Genomic DNA, 17,610 nt, shown 5'->3' with positions numbered 1-17,610 from the left:
GCTGCGCCTGATGACCCCCGGCGGCGACAGAGCGCAGGCGGCGGCCGAGACCGACGAGACCGGCTCGTCCGACCGCTCCCTCGCGCTGCCCAAGGACGCCCCCGGGCTCACCCGCCGCGACCGCGCCCGCATCGCGACCTCGGACGAGATCAAGACGGTCGCCCGGTCTCTCCTCGCCCCGCAGCAGGGCGGCGACCTCTCGCTCCGGGCAGTGGCCCGCGAGGTCGGCATGACCCCCTCGGCCATCTACCGCTACTTCGAGTCGCGCCAGGACCTCATGGAGGCCGTCGGTCGCGACGCCTACGACTCCGTCGCGTCAGCGCTGCAGCGCGCCATGGACGACGTCACCGAGGAGGAGAAGGGCGGGGTGCGCCTGGCCCACGCCTACCGGGACTGGTGCATCGAGCACCCCGCCGAGTTCGCGCTGATCTTCCGCTACGGCGGCGCCGACGGCGGCGACGCCCGCGAGGACTCCCCCACCCGGCCCCACGTGCTGAACTTCTACCGGGTGCCGCTCGAGCTGATGGTCGCCGGGATCCGCGACGGCAGCGTCGTCGCCCCGATGGGCCTCGCCCAGCCCGTCGACATCCAGCCCGAGATGCTCGCGATCGCGCAGTCGGTGGCCGCCGAGGGCGTCCGCCCCGAGGTGATCGCGCTCCTCGCCGGCGCGTGGGCGTCGATCCACGGGTTCATCTGCCTGGAGATCTTCGGGCACATGGGCCTCATCGTGACCGACCTGCGTGAGTCGTTCGACCGGCACGTGCGCTTCACGCTCGCCTCGATCGGCGTCCGGGACCTCTGAGACCGGGACCTCTGAGACCGGGCGTCAGCCGGCGCCGGCTCCGCGTGCGTTCAGCGCACGCTCACCGCAGTCGCGGCGGGCGGGGGAACCCCATCGCCGCCTGCACGGTCGCCGACACCACGGCGCGTGCCGCTCGCAGGTCGGGCGACGTCTCGTCGCCCACGACGATCAGCAGCCACTGCCGGGCGTCGAGGTCGTAGCCACCCGCGGTCGCCGCCGTGGTGAAGCCACCGTGGCTGGCGAGCAGGTAGGCGTCGGAGGTGCCGTCGCCGATCCACGCGACCCGGGAGCCACCCTCGAGCACCCCGACCAGGGACGGCTCGTCCCCGGGGACCTCGGCGGCGTCGAGCGCGGCCGTCACCGCGACGTGCTCGGTGCCGAAGCGCCGCGACGAGCTGTCGACCCGGACGACCGCCCCGTCGATCGTGCGCTGCCCCAGCCACCAGCCAGCCGCGTCGAGCCGCTGGGCGACCCGGTGGCCGACGAGGGCGAGGCGGTCCTGGATGGTGGCGTCCACCATCTCGTCGAGGTCGAAGAGCACCCGCTCCAGCACGTCGCTCAGGGCGTCGGGGTCGGGCGGGGGCGGAGGCGCGCTGACGACCTGCTGCGGACCCGTCGCCTGACGGTCCAGCGCCTCCACCAGGCCAAGGACCAGGTCACGCTCCCCCGCGCTGAACGGGTGCTGGTCGCGCCGCACGATGAGGTCGGTGAGCGTGCCGTCGTCGTGGGTGCGCCGCACCGTGACGGAGGTGTCGTGAGAGTGACCGTGACGGGGCCCGGAGCTCGCCGCCAGTGCCCCGGGCGTGGCCGACAGCGTCACGTCCGTCACGCCCAGTGCGCCCCGCAGGGTGCGCTCGATGAGCGCGACGTCCTCGCGCTTGCTGAAGTGGTGCTGACCGTCCACGGGTCCCCTGCCGTCCTTCGCTCGATACCACATGAGCCCCCCGAACGGCCCTCTACGACAACGTTCAACGAAGGTCGAGAGTAACGGGGTGTTCGAGTGGTTCGGCTCACAGTCGGATCAAGAGAGGAACAATCCTCTTCGTGCCCGGCGGATCAGGAGTTGAACTTCTGTTGAGTTCTCTCGAGACCGTCGGTCACGAGGGACTCCACCGCGTCCGCGGCGTCGCCAACCTGGAACGGCAGCTCCTTCTGCTCCGAGCGGGAGTAGTCGGAGAGCACGAAGTCGGCCACGTCCTGGCGTCCCGGGGGCCGCCCGATGCCCGCGCGCACGCGGAAGAAGTCGCCGGACCCGAAGGACGAGCGCATCGACTTCAGGCCGTTGTGGCCGTTGTCGCCACCACCCTTCTTGACCCGCAGGCCGCCGAAGGGGAGGTCGAGCTCGTCGTGGATCGCGATGATCCGCTCGGGCGGGATCTTGTAGAAGGAGGCGAGCGCCTTGACGGGCCCGCCGCTCTCGTTCATGTAGCAGCGCGCCTTGGCGAGCACCACCCGCGGCCCGGGCGTGCCCGGCGTACCCACCCGGCCCTCGACCACGTCGGCGCGCCCGGTCTTGTGGGAGCGGAAGCTGCCGCGCAGCCGGTCCGCCAGCTCGTCGACGACGAGGTAGCCGATGTTGTGCCGGTTGCCGGCATAGCCAGGGCCGGGGTTCCCGAGGCCCACGACGAGCCAGACCTCTGCTGACGTCTGGTCGGTCGCGGTCATCTCGGTCACCCCGGCCCTCTCTGCTGCTGGACGCCCGGGTCGTCGACCCGGGCGTGGACTCACTCGGAGTCGGCGTCGCCCTCGGTGGAGTCGCCCTCGGCCTCGGCCTCGGCGATCTCGGCGTCGGACTCGTCCTTCTCGATGCCGACCTCGGCCTCGGCCTCGGTGAGCTCGGCGTCGAGCTGCTCGGCGGTCAGCGCGGCGGTCACGTTGACGACGAGCGTCTCCGGGTCGGTGAGCAGCGTCGTGCCCGAGGGCAGCGTGATCTCACCGGCGGTGAACTGCGTGCCGGCCTCGGCACCCTCGACCGACACCTCGAACTGCTCGGGGATGTGGGTCGCCTCGGCCTCGACCTCGAGGGTCGAGTTCTCGGTGACGACGAGCGTCTCGGGGGCGGCGTCGCCCACGACGATGACGGGGACGTCGACGGTGACCTTCTCGCCCCGCGTGACGGCGACGAAGTCGACGTGCTCGATGTGGCGCTTGATCGGGTCGATCTGGATCTGCTTGGTGAGCGCGAGCTGCGCCTTGCCGTCGATGCTCAGCTCGAGCAGCGCGTTGGCGCCGCCGTGCTTGAGCGCCATCATCGTGGCGTGGCCCGGGAGGGTCACGTGCACGGGGTCGTTGCCGTGGCCGTAGATGACGGCGGGGATCTTGTCGGCGCGACGGATGCGGCGGGCGGCGCCCTTGCCGAACTCGGTGCGGGCCTCGGCGGTGATCTTCTCGGTGGACATGCGGTGCTCCTCGTGCGTCGTCGTGGATTCGCTTCGGGGCAGCCGCGGACGACTGCCGGAGGTCGGTCGCCTGCGGACCGGGAGACGACGAACGCCGCGCAGACAGAGCAGCGCGGCGCACCAGAGGAACGTCGAGCCCTGTCGATCACGGAGTCCGTGGCCGGCCTGGTGGCCGACCCGCGCTCCCTCGCCGAGGCAACCCGCAGAGACTACCGACTCACGCCGGGCGGCGCGAATCGGTGGTCGGGCACGACGTCAGGCGTGGCCGTCGAACATCGAGGTGACCGAGCCGTCCTCGAACACGGCCCGGATCGCCTGCGCGAGCAGCGGGGCGATCGAGAGGACCGTCAGCTTGTCGAACCGCTTGTCGGCCGCCAGCGGGAGCGTGTCGGTGAGGATGATCTCGGTGGCCGGGCTGTTCTTCAGCCGGTCGACGGCGGGGTCGGAGAGGATCCCGTGGGTCGCGGCGATGATGACGCCCTTCGCACCCTCCGCCATGAGCGCCTCGGCGGCCTTCACGATCGTGCCGCCGGTGTCGATCATGTCGTCGACGAGCACGCACATGCGGCCCTCGACCTCGCCCACGACGCGGTTGGCGACCGTCTCGTTGGGACGGTCGGTGCGGCGGGTCTTGTGGATGAAGGCGAGGGGCACGCCGCCGAGACGGGCCGACCAGCGCTCGGCGACCTTGATACGACCGGCGTCGGGCGAGACGACCGCGAGGTCGGACTCGGCGCCGTACTTCGTGCGGACGTAGTCGGCCAGGATCGGCAGCGCCATCAGGTGGTCGACCGGGCCGTCGAAGTAGCCCTGGATCTGGTCGGCGTGCAGGTCGACCGAGATGAGGCGGTCGGCGCCGGCGGTCTTGAAGAGGTCGGCGACCAGGCGGGCCGAGATCGGCTCGCGACCGCGGTGCTTCTTGTCCTGGCGGCTGTAGCCGTAGAACGGCATGACCACGGTGATCCGCTTGGCCGAGGCGCGCTTGAGCGCGTCGACCATGATCAGGTGCTCCATGATCCACTCGTTGATGGGCGCCGTGTGGCTCTGGATCACGAAGGCGTCGCAGCCGCGCACCGACTCCTCGTAGCGCACGTACTTCTCGGAGTTGGCGAAGTCGTACATCAGCGACGGCACCAGACCGGTGCCGGCCGCCTCGGCCACCGCCTCGGCCAGCTCGGGGTGCGCACGCCCGCTGAAGACCATCAGGTTCTTCTCGGTGGTCAGCTTCATTCCGCTCACGCCGGACTACTCCCTGTGTGCTGAGGTGGGGGACCGGCCGGTTCCGCGTCGCAGCCGGCCTCACCGATTGTCGCGCACCCGGGCGGACTCACCAACCCGGGGTCAGTCGTCGGACGCGGCCGGCCCGTCCGGCGAGGCCGCCGCGGCCGCGTCGGCCTGGGCGGTGCCCGGTCGCCGGCGCCCGGCCCAGCCCTCGAGGTTGCGTTGCGGGCCGGCCGAGACGGCGAGCGCGCCCGGCGGCACGTCCTCGCGCACCACGGTCCCCCCGCCGGTGCCCGCACCGTCGCCGATCGTCACGGGAGCCACGAACGTGTTGTTGGAGCCGGTCTTCGCGTGCCGGCCGACGACCGTGCGGTGCTTGGCGGTGCCGTCGTAGTTGGCGAAGATCGTGCCGGCCCCGATGTTGGTGCCCTCGCCGATCTCGGCGTCCCCGACGTACGAGAGGTGCGGCACCTTCGCGCCGGCCCCGATCTCGGAGTTCTTGGTCTCGACGAAGGTGCCGATCTTGCCGCCGGCGCCGAGCCGCGTGCCCGGGCGCAGGTAGGCCCAGGGGCCGACGTCGGCGCCGTCGCCGACGACGGCGAGCTGGCCGTGGGTGCGCACGACCCGGGCCCCCGCGCCGACCTCGCAGTCCTCGAGCGTCACGTCGGGGCCGATGACGGTGTCCTCCCCCACGACCGTGGCGCCCAGCAGCTGGGTGTTCGGGAGGATGGTGACGTCGCGCGAGAGCACGACGTCGTCCTCGATCCACGTGCTGTCGGGGTCCATGATCGTGACGCCGACCTCGGTCATCCAGTGGTGCAGGATGCGGCGGTTTATCTCCTTGCCGAGCGCGGCGAGCTGGGCGCGGTCGTTGGCCCCCTCGGTCTGCTTCACGTCGGCCAGGCAGTGCGCGCCCACCGTGAGCCCGGCGTCCCGGGCCAGGCCGACGGCGTCGGTCAGGTAGTACTCGCCCTTGACGTTGTCGTTGCCGATCCGCGGCAGGGCCTCGGTGAGGAACGCGCCGTCGAACGCGAGGATCCCCGAGTTGATCTCGCGGATCTCGCGCTGGTCGTGGTCGGCCTCCTTCTGCTCCACGATGGCGAGCACGTCGCCCTCGGCGTCGCGCACGATGCGGCCGTAGCCGAAGGGGTCCTCGACCTCCCCGGAGAGGATGCTGACCGCCCGCTCGGCCGCCTCGTGCTCGGCGACGAAGGCGGCGAGGCTGTCGCCCCGCAGCAGGGGCGTGTCGGCGGTGACGACGACGACGGTGCCCGACACCTCGCCGCCGAGCGCCTCCACGGCGACGCGCACGGCGTGGCCGGTGCCCTCCTGGGTCTCCTGGACGGCGAGCACGGCCTCCGGCACGAGGGCCAGCACGTGCGGCCCCACCTGCTCGCGCTGGTGGCCGACCACCGCGACCACGCTCGTGGGCGCGACCGACTGGGCGGCGGCGAGGACGTGGCCGACCATGCTGCGGCCCCCCACCCTGTGGAGGACCTTCATGGTCTTGGACTTCATCCGGGTGCCCCCACCCGCCGCCAGGACGATCACCGTCAGGTTGCTCATGCTCCCCGGGTAGGAGTCGAACCTACGTCGCTTGTCCTGATTCAAAGTCAGGCGGGCCCTGCCGACAGACCAACCGGGGAATGACCCCGAGGGGGTCTCGGCGCACCACTCTAGAACGATCGGCGCCGTCCGGGGGCAGTGGCACGTCCGAGGGCTAGGGTCGGGGCATGGACCTGCCCGTCATGCCGCCGGTGCGCCCCATGCTGGCCAAGTCCGTCGCGGGCGTCCCGGACCCGGCGACGTACGAGAAGCACGGCGGTCTCTCCTTCGAGCCGAAGTGGGACGGCTTCCGCTGCCTGGTCTTCAAGGACGGCGACGAGGTCGAGCTGACGTCGCGCAACACGAAGCCCCTGACGCGCTACTTCCCCGAGGTCGTCGCGGCGGCCCGCGACCAGCTGCCGGAGCGCTGCGTGCTCGACGGCGAGCTGTACGTCGCGATCACCGCGGACGAGGGTCTCCCCCGGCTCGAGTTCGAGGTCCTGCAGGAGCGCATCCACCCCGCCGCCTCGCGCATCACGAAGCTCTCCGAGGCCACCCCGGCCGGCTTCGTCGCCTTCGACCTGCTGGCGCTGGGCGACACGTCGTACGTCGAGGAGCCCTTCTCCGTACGGCGCGCCGCCCTCGCCGACGCCCTCGCCCACCTGGCCGACCGGGCGGGCGAGGAGCTCACCGGCTGCCACCTGGTGCGCACCACGACCGACCCCGACGAGGCCGAGCGGTGGTTCGAGCAGTTCGAGGGCGCCGGTCTCGACGGGGTGATGGCCAAGCCGCTGGGCGCGCCGTACGTCGAGAACGGCCGCACCATGCTGAAGATCAAGCACGCCCGCACGGCCGACGTGGTCGTCGCGGGCTACCGCGAGCACAAGACGTCGACCCCCGAGCGCCCGCTGCTGGGCTCCCTGCTGCTCGGCCTGTACGGCGACGACGGCACCCTGCAGCACATCGGGGTCTCCGCGTCGTTCACCGCCGCCCGCCGCGCGGAGCTGATCGAGGAGCTCGCGCCGCTCGTCTGCCCCGTCGAGGAGCACCCGTGGGGCGTCTGGGAGGAGTGGGCGGTGGCCAACCCCGACCGCGTGCCGGGCACCCAGTCGCGCTGGAGCGCCGGCAAGGACCTGTCCTTCACGCCGCTGCGGCCCGAGCTCGTGCTCGAGGTCGGCTACGACCACATGGAGGGGCGCCGGTTCCGCCACACCGCCCAGTTCAAGCGCTGGCGACCCGACCGCGAGCCGACGTCGTGCGGCTACGAGCAGCTCGACGAGCCCGTGCGCTACGACCTGACGACCGTGCTGACCCCCGGCCCCGCCTGAGCCCCGATCCCGTCCCCGAGTCCGATCCGCCCCACCGAGGAGAACCCACCATGGCCTACCACGTCGTCCTGCTGGTCGAGCAGCAGCTGAGCGCGCTCGACGCCTCGCAGGTCACGTCACTGCACCGGGAGCTCGACGACGACGTCGTCTACGACGTGCTCCTGCCGATCGACGACGCCGCCGACCGCATCGCGTCGACCGTCGGCACGCTCGGCTCGGGCGACATGCTCGGCTCGCCCGGCGTGCCGCTGAGCTCCGTCGACCTCGCCGAGATCCGCGACGAGAGCGAGGGCGTCGCCCACGAGGGCCTCGTCGCCAGCCTCCGCGCCCTGCGCGAGGCCGGCGCCACCGCCCAGGGCGCGACCGTGGAGGACCACCCGATCGACGCCCTGCGCGCCACCGTCGAGGCGGTCGGCGCCGCCGAGGTCATCGTGCTGACGAGCCCCCACGTGGTCGCCGAGTTCTTCGGCGTCGACTGGACGTCGCGAGCCCGCCGCCACCTCGACGACGTGCCGGTGCTGCACCTGCTCGAGCACGAGACCTTCGCCGAGCAGGCCGACGGCGCCGGCGAGGGCGCGTCCCTCATCTGACCCGTCCGCCGGCCGCGGCTCAGCCGGGACGCCCCCCGGCCAGCTCGGCGACCACGTCGAGCTGGCCGGCCAGTCGGGCGTGCCCGGCCAGCGCCTGGGTCGCGATCGCGCGCAGCGTCGGCGGGTCGCCGACGAACGTGCCGCCCGTCGAGGCGCGCGCCGTCAGCGGGTACGACGTGAGCACCGACCGGGTGCGCTCCCCCGTGCGCAGGAGGTCGGCGCCGAGACGGGCGACGGCGGCTCCGTCGGGTACGTCGGCCGCGGGCCCGGGCGTCGTGCCGGCCGGGTCCGGCCCGGGCTGCTCGCCGAGGAAGCCGGTCAGGAACCACCAGCGCTCGACCTGCTCCAGGTGCTGCAGCAGCCCGAGCGGCGAGCGGCCCTCCGGGAGGCGCACGGTCGACCGGACGTCCGCGGGCATCGCCATGACGACGCCGAGCACCCCGGCACGCAGGGCGTCGAGGTGGTCGGCCAGCTCGGCCGCCTCACCGTCGCCCGGGCGCGGCGCGGGCTGCGCCGGGTAGGTCCAGGACGCCGCCGGGGGCGTGCCCGTCGGCAGGTGCGGGGCGGCCGCGGGCGCCGCGGGCGCCGCGGGCGTCATGGGTCCGTCGGCCCGGTCGCGCAGCAGCGCGTGCACCTCGTCGAGCGTCTCGTCGACCTCCCCCATGTCGTAGCCCTCGCGCAGACGCCCGGGGGTGAACCGCACCTGCTGCACGTCCTTCGGGGTGACCGAGCCGTCACCCGTCAGGTAGGCGACCCGGGCGCGCTCGACGAACGCGTCGACCTCGCCCATCGTGTAGCCCTCGCGCAGCCGGACGGCGGTGAACCGCCGCTGCCAGAACGGCACCTGCGCCTTGTCGTCCGTCACGTCGCTGGTCACTGCTCCTCGGTCCAGTTGGCCTCGACCTTGCGACTGGGCTGCACGCGCGGCGGCTCGCCGGGCATCTTCGGGTGGTCGGGGGGATACGGCATCTCCACCGCGCCCTGCTCCTCGAAGAGGGCGAGGAACGGCTCGATCGAGCAGGCCTCGTCGTCGATGGTGGCCCACGGGTCGCCGTCGGCGAGCCGCTCGGGCACGGTGAAGAGGTTGAGGCCGCGGGGGTCGTCGAGGTCGGCGAGCTCGGCCCAGGTGAGCGGGGTCGACACCGTGGCCCCGGGCCGGGGGCGCAGCGAGTACGCCGAGGCGATCGTCCGGTCGCGGCAGTTCTGGTTGAAGTCGACGAAGATCCGCTCGCCGCGCTCCTCCTTCCACCAGGCGGTCGTCACCTGGTCGTCGCGCCGCTCGAGCTCGCGCGCGAACCCGATGGCCGCGTGCCGCACGTCGACGGACTCCCAGCGCGGCTCGATGCGCACGTAGACGTGGACGCCGCGGTTGCCCGACGTCTTCACGTAGGCCGCCGCGCCGTGCTCCGCCAGCAGCTCGCGCGCCACGTCCGCGACCCGGGCGGCGTCGGTGAACGTCGTGCCCGGCTGCGGGTCGAGGTCGATGCGGAGCTCGTCGGGCCGGTCGACGTCGGCCCGCCGCACGGGCCAGGGGTGGAAGGTGAGGGTGCCCATCTGCGCCGCCCAGACCGCGACCGCGATCTCGGTCATGCAGATCTCCTTCGCCGTGCGCCCCGAGGGGAAGGTGATCTCGACCGGCTCGAGGTAGTCGGGCGCGCCCGTGGGCACGCGCTTCTGGTAGAAGGCGTCGGCCTTCTCCCCCGGCCTGCCGGTCGCCAGCGTGATGCCCGGGAGCACGCCCTTGGGCCAGCGCTCGAGCGCCACCGGGCGGTCGCGCAGGGCGCGCATCAGGCCGTCGCCGACGTCGGCGACGTACTGCGCCACCTGCAGCTTCGTGACCTCGGGCGTGGTGTCGGTGGCGGGGTAGATCACGCGGTCCGGGCTCGAGACGCGCACGGCCCTCTCGCCTGCCACCACCTCGGCGGCCGGGGCCTTCTTCGACGGCATGCGACCCAACCTAGGGCGCGGGCGGCGGTCCGTGCACCAGGTAGCGCTCGGTCATCACCATGATCGTGACGTCGGGCGCCTCCTCGGCGATCACGGCGGCGAGGTCGGTCGCCGGCCCCGTGCCCCCGATGCTGTGCGGCATCTGCACCGTCGAGGTGAACGAGCGCGCCAGCAGCGGCGACAGCGCCGTGCCCATCGAGTCGCGGAACGCCAGCAGCTTCCCGTCGACCTGCGCGCCCGGTGTGCTGGTCGCCACCGGCATCACGGAGATGGGCACGATGCCCTCCGTCAGCTCGTACGGCGTGCCGTCGAGGCCGACGACCTCGGACGGCGGCTGCGCCTCGGCGTACACGGGCACGCTGTGGGTGTCGCCGGCCGGCACGGCGCCCGCGTCGGCGAAGTCGTTGACCGCGGTCGTCAGCTCGACGTCGGTCACCTCCGGCACCGTCAGGCCCTCGACCGGGAAGTCGGACTCCTGCAGGCAGCCCACGGTGGCGGCCCACGCGACGTACGCGCCCCAGGGGGTCCAGTGGCTGTTGGTCGGCTCGTACGTCGCGGGCTCGGCCTCGCGCAGCAGCGCGCGCACGTCGACGACGGGGACGTCCGGGTGGGTGCGCAGCAGCAGCTCGAACGAGGTCTCCCCCGCCAGCTCCTGGGCCCACAACGGCAGCTCGTCGGCGTGCACGTCCCACTTCGCGGGAGCCACGAGCACGAGGAAGGCGCTGTCGACCTCGGCGGCGGCGGCCTCGAGCTCGTCGAAGTACGACGCCCACGCGTCGGCCTCGTCGGCGCTCAGGCGCTCGCGGCCGATCGCCTGGGAGAGGTTGGAGTTCTGGGCGTCACCGAAGAACCACCAGCCGTCCTCGCTGACGACGACCTCCGGGTCCTCCTGCTCCATGCGGGCCTGGAACGCGGCCTCGGACTGCTCACGGGCGTCCCCCGTCCACGGGTCGTCGGCCGGCGGGGGCGTGGGCGCGGGACGGGCGCACGGCTCCGTCGGGGCCTGCGTCGCGCCGCTGGCCGCGGACGCCGAGGTCGTCGCCGTCGAGGGGCCCGACCCTGCGCCCGACCGGTCGTCGGAGTCGCCGGACCCGCAGGCGACGGTGACGCCGAGGGCGCCGCACACGAGCAGCGCGAGCGAGCGGCGCCGTACGGAGCCGGTGGCGGGTGCGGTCGGCATCGGCCTGCCCTCCTGGGGGGATCGGTCGGGGAACGCGGTCCGAGGACCGTAGCGTGCCGCGGGGCCGGGAGGCGTCACCCACGGCGCAGTACCGTGGAGGCATGGGTTACCAGGTCGAGAAGTCCGACTCCGAGTGGCGCGAGCAGCTCGCCCCCGAGGAGTACGCCGTGCTGCGCCAGGCCGGCACCGAGCGCGCGTTCGTCGGTGAGTACACCGACACCGAGACCGTCGGCATCTACCGCTGCAAGGCGTGCCAGGCGAAGCTGTTCGAGTCCGACACCAAGTTCCACTCCGGCTGCGGCTGGCCGTCGTTCTACCAGCCCGTCAGCGACACCGTGGAGTACATCGAGGACGTCAGCCACGGCATGAAGCGGGTGGAGGTGCGCTGCGCGAGCTGCGGCTCCCACCTCGGCCACGTCTTCCCCGACGGCTACGGCACGCCCACCGGCGACCGCTACTGCATCAACTCGATCGCCCTCACGCTCGAACCCGCCGACCCGGCGTGAAACCCGCCCGGGCGCCCTCCCCCGGGTAGGGTGCCCGGGTGGATCGCAGCAACAACCTGGACGGGCTCCGGCTTCTCGGTTCGGTGATGGTCATCATCGGCCACGCCTACGCGATCCTCGGGCGACCACCGGGCGCCGAGCCGCAGATGCTCGGCTACTCGATCAACACCCTCGGTGTCGTGATCTTCTTCGCCATCTCCGGCTACCTCATCGCCGCGAGCTGGAACTCGAAGCGCGACCTGCTCGCCTTCATGGCGGCGCGGTGCCTGCGCATCTTCCCCGCGCTCGTCGTGCTCGTGGTGGCCACCGCCTTCGTCATCGGCCCGCTGGCCACGTCGCGCACGGTCGCCGACTACTTCGGTGACCCGCTGGTGCTCCGCTACCTCCGCAACATCGCGCTGCACCACGAGAACGTGCTGCCCGGCGTGCTGGACGGGCTGCCCTATCCGGCCTCCATCAACGGCTCGCTGTGGACGCTGCCGATGGAGTTCGCCTGCTACCTCCTGGTGCCGCTGCTGGTCCTGCGCTTCTGGCGCGGTCGCGTCCTGCTGCTCTCCGGCATCATCGTGTTCTTCGTCTGGGCCTCCGTGCAGCCGCGGGGCACGTTCGACATCATCTGGGGCGTCGACCCGGTGCGGTTCGCGAAGTTCGCCGCGCTGTTCATGGCCGGCTCGCTCATCCGCGCCCTGGTCGACCGGTACGGCAAGCAGATCCTCCGGGCCGACGTCGCCATCGGCCTGCTCACGTTCCACATGCTCGTGCTCTCGGTCGCGCCGGAGCGCATCCCCTACATCAGCTTCGCCACGCTGCCCTACGTCGTGCTCGTCATCGGGCTGGCGAAGACGCCGTACTTCCACCGCGCCTCGCGCTTCGGCGACCTGTCCTACGGCATGTACCTCTGGGCCTTCCCCGTGCAGCAGCTCATCGTGCTGTGGGTCGGCACGCCCCGGATGGCCATCAACATCCCGCTGGTCATCCTGATCACGGGGACGCTCGCCTTCCTCTCCTGGCACCTCGTCGAGAAGCCGAGCATGGGGCTGAAGGACAAGATCATCGATCTCCGGGTGCGCGACCGGAAGACCGCCCCCGAGCCGGAGAAGCAGCCCGCCGCCTGACCCCCGCCCGAGGCGGGAGGCAGACGGCGGGGCGCGCGTCGTGCCGGAGGCTCAGGCCACCGGCATCCCGTGGCGCCGCCAGGCGCCGAAGCCGCCGACCACGTCGGTGGCGTCGGCGAGACCCAGCCGCTGGAGCGACTCGGCGGCGAGCGACGAGGTCGTGCCCTCGGCGTCGAGCACGATCACGGGCAGGTCGTACGCCGCCTGCGGCAGCCGCTCCCGGCTGCGCGGGTCGAGGCGCCACTCCAGGTCGACGCGCTCCACCACCAGCGGGTGCAGCCGGGGGTCGACCTCGCCCTGCAGCGCGCGCTGCGCGGCGGGACGCACGTCGACGATGACGGCCTGGCGCCACAGCACGGCCTGGTAGGCCGCGCGCGGGCTCAGCCGGTTCAGGCGGGCCCGGGCCTCGGACAGCATGTCGTCGACCCCGTCGAACCACACCTCCTCGAAGCGCGGTGCCTGGTCGACGACCGCCAGCGCGGCGCTGCGGGTCGCGTGCCAGGTCTCGATCGCCGCGGCGCTCACCACTGCACCCCGGCCTGCTCGACGCCGACGGCCTCGAGACGGCCGCGCCCGGGGGCGTAGCGCGTCATCGTGGTGAGGCGGGGCGAGTAGGCGTGGAGCGAGACGGCGGGCTCGTCGGTCTCGTTGCGCACGTCGTGGATGTAGCCCGCGGCGAAGGCGCGGGACTCTCCACGGCCGACGTCCCAGGCGGCCGGGCCGCCGTGCTCCCACGTGTACTCCGTGAGGCGGCCGCGGAGCGTCGTGTAGGCGCCGCTGGCCAGGCCGTGGTCGTGCCAGCCCGTGCTGGTGCCGGTGGGCCACGAGATGAGCCAGACCTGGAGGTCGGCGTCGGAGCGCAGCTCGAGCCACTGGCGCTCGCGGTGCTCGAGGTCGAGCAGGAGCGGCAGGTCCGGGTCGGTGGCGATCTGCCGGAGCGTCTGCAGCAGCGGCAGGACGGCGAGGCCGGCGGGCGTGGTGGTGCGGTCTGCCGTGGGCGGCAGGGAGTACGAGGTCATGGGTGTCCCCTGGTCAGGAGTGGTACGTCAGGTGTCGTCGCAGGCGCGTGGGAGCGCGGAGATCACGTGCCGATCGGGCGAGGTCGTCGCAGCGGATCGGGTCAGACGGACGTACACGGACACAGGGCACTGGCGGTCATGCGCAGGTCGACGTGCAGGCGCAGGAAGGCCTGGTGCGTCGAGATCGCGAGATCGCTCGTGGGTGCCATGCGGACATTCCTACCACCGCACTCGACTTTGAGGAACGCGGATCCACATGCTGATCATCGTCAGGGCGCGATTTCCGTCCTGGGGCGGAGCGGCCGGGTCGCTCCGCTCCCCCGGAGGGCGGAGGAACGACGACGGCCGCCCCCGGGCGGGAGGCGGCCGTCGTACGCGCGGGCGGGCCCGTGCGGACCCCGGGCGTCAGGGCAGGCGCTCGAGCAGCTCCGCGACCGGCGTCAGCGCGCCGGTGTAGAACGGGATCTCCTCGCGCACGTGGCGGCGGGCGCCGGAGGCACGCAGCTCGCGCATCAGGTCGACGATCCGGCCGAGCTCGTCGGCCTCGAACGCCAGCAGCCACTCGTAGTCGCCGAGCGCGAACGACATGACGGTGTTGGCGCGCACGTCCGGGTAGGGGCGCGCCATCTTGCCGTGCTCGACGAGCAGGGCGCGGCGCTCCTCGTCGGGCAGGAGGTACCACTCGAAGGAGCGCACGAACGGGTAGACGCACACGTGCTTCTTGACGCCCTCGTCGGCGAGGAAGGCGGGCACGTGGCTGCGGTTGAACTCGGCTGGGCGGTGCAGCGCCATCTGCGACCACACGGGCGCGAGGCGGCGACCGAATGCCGTGCGGCGGAAGCGGTTGTAGGCGTCCTGCAGCTGCGTCGAGTCGGCGGCGTGCCACCAGACCATCAGGTCGGCGTCGGCGCGCAGGCCCGAGACGTCGTAGACGCCGCGCACGACCACGTCGTCCTTCGCGAGCTCCTTGAAGAGCTTCTCGACCTCCTTCGCCTCCTTGCCGCGCTTGGCGTTCTCGCCGAGCACGGTGTCGAGCTTGAAGACCGACCACATCGTGTAGCGGGTCAGCTCGTTGATCTCGCGGAGGCGGGCGGCGTTGCTCTTGGCCTCGGTGGTGCCGCCGGGCACCGAGCCCGGGACGGTCACCGACGTGCTGCCGTCGGGGACGGAGCCCGGGACGCTGACGGAGGTCGCGCCGGTGGCGCTGTCGGTGCTGGTCTCGGTCACGGGAGTGGTGTCGGGGCTGTCGGGGCCGGCGTCGGTCGTGTCGTCGTCGCTCATGCGTCCATTGTGCTCTCGGGCAGGGCGAGCGCCCGGACCGCCTCCTGCGCCGACGCCACCACCGCGGGGATGCCCACGCCGTCGTACGTCGCACCCGCCACCGCGAGCCCGGGCACGCGGGCGACGTGGGTACGGATCCGGCGGACCCGGTCGAGGTGCCCGAGCCCGTACTGCGGCAGCCCGTCGACCCACCGCTGCACGTGGTGGTCGACCGGTACGGCGCTCAGCCCGACCGCCGCCTCGAGCTCGGCGAGCGACTCGGCGACGAGCACGTCGTCGGGGCGCTCGAGCACGGTCTCCCCCGCGCGGCCGACGGACGTGCGCAGGTGCAGGAGGTCCTCGCCGCCGTCGCCGGCGCCCCGGCCCGCGTCGGCGACCCAGGCCCACTTCGCGTAGGAGAAGGTGGCGGCCTTGATGCGCCGGCCGTCGACGGGCGGCACCAGGAAGCCCGAGCCCTCGAGGCGGGCCGCGGCCACGTCGACGGCCCGGAACGCGAAGGTGAGCACCGCCATCGAGGCCTGCTCGACCGCCGCGAGGTCCTGGGCGGCCCCGGGGGCGAGGTCGGCGAGCAGCGCGGACGTGGGGCCCGCGGGGAGCGCGAGCACGACGGCGTCCGCGGTCACGGCCGCGGTCACGGCGTGCTGGTCGACGACGTCGAGCACGAACCCGTCGGGCGTACGGCGGACCCCGCGCACCGTCGTACCCGTGCGGATCGTGCCGCTCGCCCGGGCAACGGCGTCCGCGACCGCCGCGGGGAGGTGGCCCATCCCGCCCGGGAGGCCGGCGAAGACGGGGGCGTCGTACGTCGTGGGGATGCTCGCCGCCTGCGCCAGGAGCGAGCCCCGGCCCGCCAGGGCGACGAGCTGCGGCACCGCGGCCCGGGCCGAGAGGTGCCGCGCGTGCCCGGCGTACACACCGCCGAGCAGCGGCTCGACGAGGCGGTCGGTGACCTCGGGCCCGAGGCGCCGGTCGACGAGGGCGCCGACGGTGATGTCCTCCCCCGTCTCGACGGCCTCGGCCGGGAGGTCGAGCTCGGCACGCACGCGGGAGAGCCCGTCGGCGGAGAGCACGCCGGAGGCGGCGAGCTGGTCGAGGTCGAGGGGCACGCCCATGAGGCTGCGCGGGAGGGGCCGGAGCTCGCCCCGGGTCCAGATGCGGGAGGCCGCGACCGCCGGGTGCACGACGTCGAGGCCGACCGCCCGGGCCAGCGCCACGCCCTCGGGTCGGCGGTTGAGCATGGCCTCGGCGCCCGTGTCGACCCCGACGCCGGCGACCGACTCGCGGCGGATCTTGCCGCCGACACGGTCCGCCGCCTCGAGGACCGTCACCGCGTGCCCCGCCCCGACGAGCTCGTGCGCCGCCGCCAGCCCCGCGATCCCACCACCCACGACCACCACGTGCGCCATGTCGCCAGCGTGCCACGGGGTGGGGTGGGGCGCGTGGGGGCGGGTGGGGGGCGGGCGCTGGGATGGGCGGGCGCTGGGGTGCGCTCCGGTGCCACCAGGTGACACCAGAGCGCACCCTTGACGAGGCGTCTCGTCCCCTGCGCCGTCCACAGGTACGCAAGGACGGCCTGGACGGCACCGCCAGCGGTGACGAGGCTGCTCCCGTGACCACGAAGGAGCTGCCAGACGACGTGGCGGCGCTGCTCCACCGTCAACGTGACGTCGTCAGCCGGCGCCAGCTCGTCGAAGCCGGGCTGAAGCCGCACGAGATCCGTCGGCTGCTCCGTGGCCCGCTCACCCTGGTCCACCCGGGTGTGTACGCCGCCCAGACCGGAGCCCTGACCTGGCGGCAACGGGCCTGGGCGGCCGTCCTGCACGCCTGGCCCGCGGCCCTCCAGGGCGAGTCGGCGGCCCGGGCGTGCGAGGGACGCGCCGACGTCGAGCGCGTCGACGACGACGTCGTCCACGTGATGATCGGGCTGCACCGGACGCTCGATGTTCCACCGGGGGTGCGACACCACCGGCGGGCCCGTCTCGAGGCCCAGACGCAGAGCAACGCGAGCCCGCCGCGCCAGCGCTACCCGGACGCGCTGCTCGATCTCGCCCTCGCCGCTCCCGGCACGAGCACCCGGGTGGCCGCCCTGGCCCGCGGCCTCCAGCGGCGCAAGGTCAGCGGCGAGCAGCTCAGGAAGGCCCTCGCGGCCCGAGCTCGGGTCGCCGACCGCGCCCGAGTGGCCGCTCTGCTCGACGATCTCGTCGACGGAGCGTGCGGCGTGCTCGAGCACGGCTACCTCGACCTGGTCGAGCGACCGCACGGATTGCCGCCGAGCGACCGGCAGGTGCGCGCCGTGACGAGCCAGGGCGTCGTCTACCGCGACGGCGAGTACGACGGCTTCGTGGTCGAGCTCGACGGACGAGCGTTCCACGACACCGCCAGCCGGCGGGACGCCGACATGGAGCGCGACCTCGACGCGGCGGTCGCGGGGAAGGACACGCGGCGCCTCACCTACGGTCAGGTGTTCGACCGGTCGTGCACGACCGCCGCCAAGCTCGCTGCGTTGCTCCACCGGCACGGGTGGGCGGGCGAGGTCCGGTCGTGCGGTCCCACCTGCACGGCCGCGGTCGGTGTCCTGGCCGCGTGACCCGGACCGCGCACCGGACGACGCACCGAACCGCGCACCGGAGCTCGCCTGAGGTGCGCTCCGGTGTCACCAGGTGGCACCGGAGCGCAC

18 protein-coding genes and 1 tRNA gene are annotated in these 17,610 nt (G+C 73.2%); 6 read left to right on the top strand and 13 right to left on the bottom strand.

Features of this window, described 5'->3' with window-relative positions; all coding sequences use genetic code 11:
- Positions 1-10 precede the first annotated feature (10 nt).
- Positions 11-802, top strand: coding sequence for a TetR/AcrR family transcriptional regulator (locus tag K329_RS0109600; RefSeq protein WP_052336600.1), 792 nt, complete (start codon positions 11-13; stop codon positions 800-802).
- A 61-nt stretch (positions 803-863) separates the two neighbouring features.
- On the opposite strand, the gene K329_RS0109595 is transcribed toward K329_RS0109600, so the two are convergent.
- The 6 genes from K329_RS0109595 to K329_RS0109570 all read right to left on the bottom strand — a co-directional run bounded on the left by K329_RS0109595 (position 864) and on the right by K329_RS0109570 (position 6,068).
- Positions 864-1,706, bottom strand: a complete 843-nt coding sequence (locus K329_RS0109595; RefSeq protein WP_028472859.1) for a hypothetical protein — start codon at positions 1,704-1,706, stop codon at positions 864-866.
- A 152-nt stretch (positions 1,707-1,858) separates the two neighbouring features.
- Positions 1,859-2,467 (bottom strand): aminoacyl-tRNA hydrolase, encoded by a 609-nt coding sequence (gene pth, locus K329_RS0109590; RefSeq protein ID WP_028472858.1) that lies wholly within the window; start codon positions 2,465-2,467, stop codon positions 1,859-1,861.
- Between the two features lie 59 nt (positions 2,468-2,526).
- A complete protein-coding gene (locus K329_RS25880; RefSeq protein WP_043642587.1) occupies positions 2,527-3,201 on the bottom strand; it encodes a 50S ribosomal protein L25/general stress protein Ctc in 675 nt (224 codons plus the stop codon).
- A gap of 255 nt (positions 3,202-3,456) precedes the next feature.
- Entirely contained in the window at positions 3,457-4,440 is a 984-nt protein-coding gene (locus tag K329_RS0109580; RefSeq protein ID WP_028472857.1) for a ribose-phosphate diphosphokinase, read from the bottom strand.
- A gap of 102 nt (positions 4,441-4,542) precedes the next feature.
- Positions 4,543-5,988, bottom strand: a complete 1,446-nt coding sequence (gene glmU, locus K329_RS0109575) for a bifunctional UDP-N-acetylglucosamine diphosphorylase/glucosamine-1-phosphate N-acetyltransferase GlmU (protein WP_028472856.1) — start codon at positions 5,986-5,988, stop codon at positions 4,543-4,545.
- A gap of 1 nt (position 5,989) precedes the next feature.
- Positions 5,990-6,068: transfer RNA gene (locus K329_RS0109570), tRNA-Gln, on the bottom strand.
- 87 nt (positions 6,069-6,155) lie between these two features.
- On the opposite strand from K329_RS0109570, the gene K329_RS0109565 reads away from it, so the two are divergent.
- Both K329_RS0109565 and K329_RS0109560 read left to right on the top strand, forming a co-directional pair.
- Entirely contained in the window at positions 6,156-7,295 is a 1,140-nt protein-coding gene (locus K329_RS0109565) for an ATP-dependent DNA ligase (protein ID WP_028472855.1), read from the top strand.
- Positions 7,296-7,345: 50 nt separating this feature from the next.
- Entirely contained in the window at positions 7,346-7,885 is a 540-nt protein-coding gene (locus K329_RS0109560) for a hypothetical protein (RefSeq protein WP_028472854.1), read from the top strand.
- A 19-nt stretch (positions 7,886-7,904) separates the two neighbouring features.
- Here K329_RS0109560 and K329_RS29475 read toward each other — a convergent pair whose 3' ends face one another.
- The 3 genes from K329_RS29475 to K329_RS0109545 are packed head-to-tail and all read right to left on the bottom strand — an operon-like array spanning position 7,905 to position 11,012.
- Positions 7,905-8,762 carry a DivIVA domain-containing protein gene (locus K329_RS29475; RefSeq protein ID WP_052336598.1) on the bottom strand — a complete coding sequence of 286 codons (858 nt, stop codon included), beginning with the start codon at positions 8,760-8,762 and terminating at the stop codon, positions 7,905-7,907.
- Entirely contained in the window at positions 8,759-9,832 is a 1,074-nt protein-coding gene (locus K329_RS0109550) for a DNA polymerase domain-containing protein (RefSeq protein WP_028472853.1), read from the bottom strand. Before K329_RS0109550 ends, K329_RS29475 begins: the two co-directional genes overlap by 4 nt.
- 10 nt (positions 9,833-9,842) lie before the next feature.
- Complete coding sequence (locus K329_RS0109545; protein WP_028472852.1) at positions 9,843-11,012, bottom strand: alginate O-acetyltransferase AlgX-related protein; 1,170 nt, start codon at positions 11,010-11,012, stop codon at positions 9,843-9,845.
- Positions 11,013-11,113: 101 nt separating this feature from the next.
- On the opposite strand from K329_RS0109545, the gene msrB reads away from it, so the two are divergent.
- Together msrB and K329_RS0109535 are read left to right on the top strand one after the other, a co-directional pair.
- Positions 11,114-11,518, top strand: coding sequence for a peptide-methionine (R)-S-oxide reductase MsrB (gene msrB / locus K329_RS0109540; RefSeq protein ID WP_028472851.1), 405 nt, complete (start codon positions 11,114-11,116; stop codon positions 11,516-11,518).
- A gap of 38 nt (positions 11,519-11,556) precedes the next feature.
- Positions 11,557-12,633: an acyltransferase family protein gene (locus K329_RS0109535; protein ID WP_157571641.1), complete on the top strand. Its 1,077-nt coding sequence runs from the start codon at positions 11,557-11,559 to the stop codon at positions 12,631-12,633.
- Positions 12,634-12,684: 51 nt separating this feature from the next.
- Here K329_RS0109535 and K329_RS0109530 read toward each other — a convergent pair whose 3' ends face one another.
- From K329_RS0109530 to hemG, 4 genes are all read right to left on the bottom strand, one after another.
- Positions 12,685-13,158: a rhodanese-like domain-containing protein gene (locus tag K329_RS0109530; protein WP_245596501.1), complete on the bottom strand. Its 474-nt coding sequence runs from the start codon at positions 13,156-13,158 to the stop codon at positions 12,685-12,687.
- Complete coding sequence (locus K329_RS25870; RefSeq protein WP_052336597.1) at positions 13,155-13,652, bottom strand: cysteine dioxygenase; 498 nt, start codon at positions 13,650-13,652, stop codon at positions 13,155-13,157. Before K329_RS25870 ends, K329_RS0109530 begins: the two co-directional genes overlap by 4 nt.
- Before the next feature lie 405 nt (positions 13,653-14,057).
- On the bottom strand, positions 14,058-14,705 hold the full coding sequence (hemQ, locus tag K329_RS0109515; RefSeq protein WP_157571664.1) for a hydrogen peroxide-dependent heme synthase: 648 nt from the start codon (positions 14,703-14,705) through the stop codon (positions 14,058-14,060).
- Positions 14,706-14,929: 224 nt separating this feature from the next.
- Positions 14,930-16,339 carry a protoporphyrinogen oxidase gene (hemG, locus tag K329_RS0109510; RefSeq protein WP_028472847.1) on the bottom strand — a complete coding sequence of 470 codons (1,410 nt, stop codon included), beginning with the start codon at positions 16,337-16,339 and terminating at the stop codon, positions 14,930-14,932.
- A 203-nt stretch (positions 16,340-16,542) separates the two neighbouring features.
- On the opposite strand from hemG, the gene K329_RS0109505 reads away from it, so the two are divergent.
- Entirely contained in the window at positions 16,543-17,520 is a 978-nt protein-coding gene (locus K329_RS0109505) for a type IV toxin-antitoxin system AbiEi family antitoxin domain-containing protein (protein WP_028472846.1), read from the top strand.
- The last annotated feature ends 90 nt before the right edge of the window (positions 17,521-17,610 follow it).

The sequence above is a fragment of the Nocardioides alkalitolerans DSM 16699 genome (genome assembly GCF_000426525.1).
In the GTDB taxonomy this organism is placed as follows: domain Bacteria; phylum Actinomycetota; class Actinomycetes; order Propionibacteriales; family Nocardioidaceae; genus Nocardioides; species Nocardioides alkalitolerans.
The sequence above is the reverse complement of the archived record's forward strand: the minus strand, read 5'-3'. Positions and strand labels throughout refer to the sequence as shown.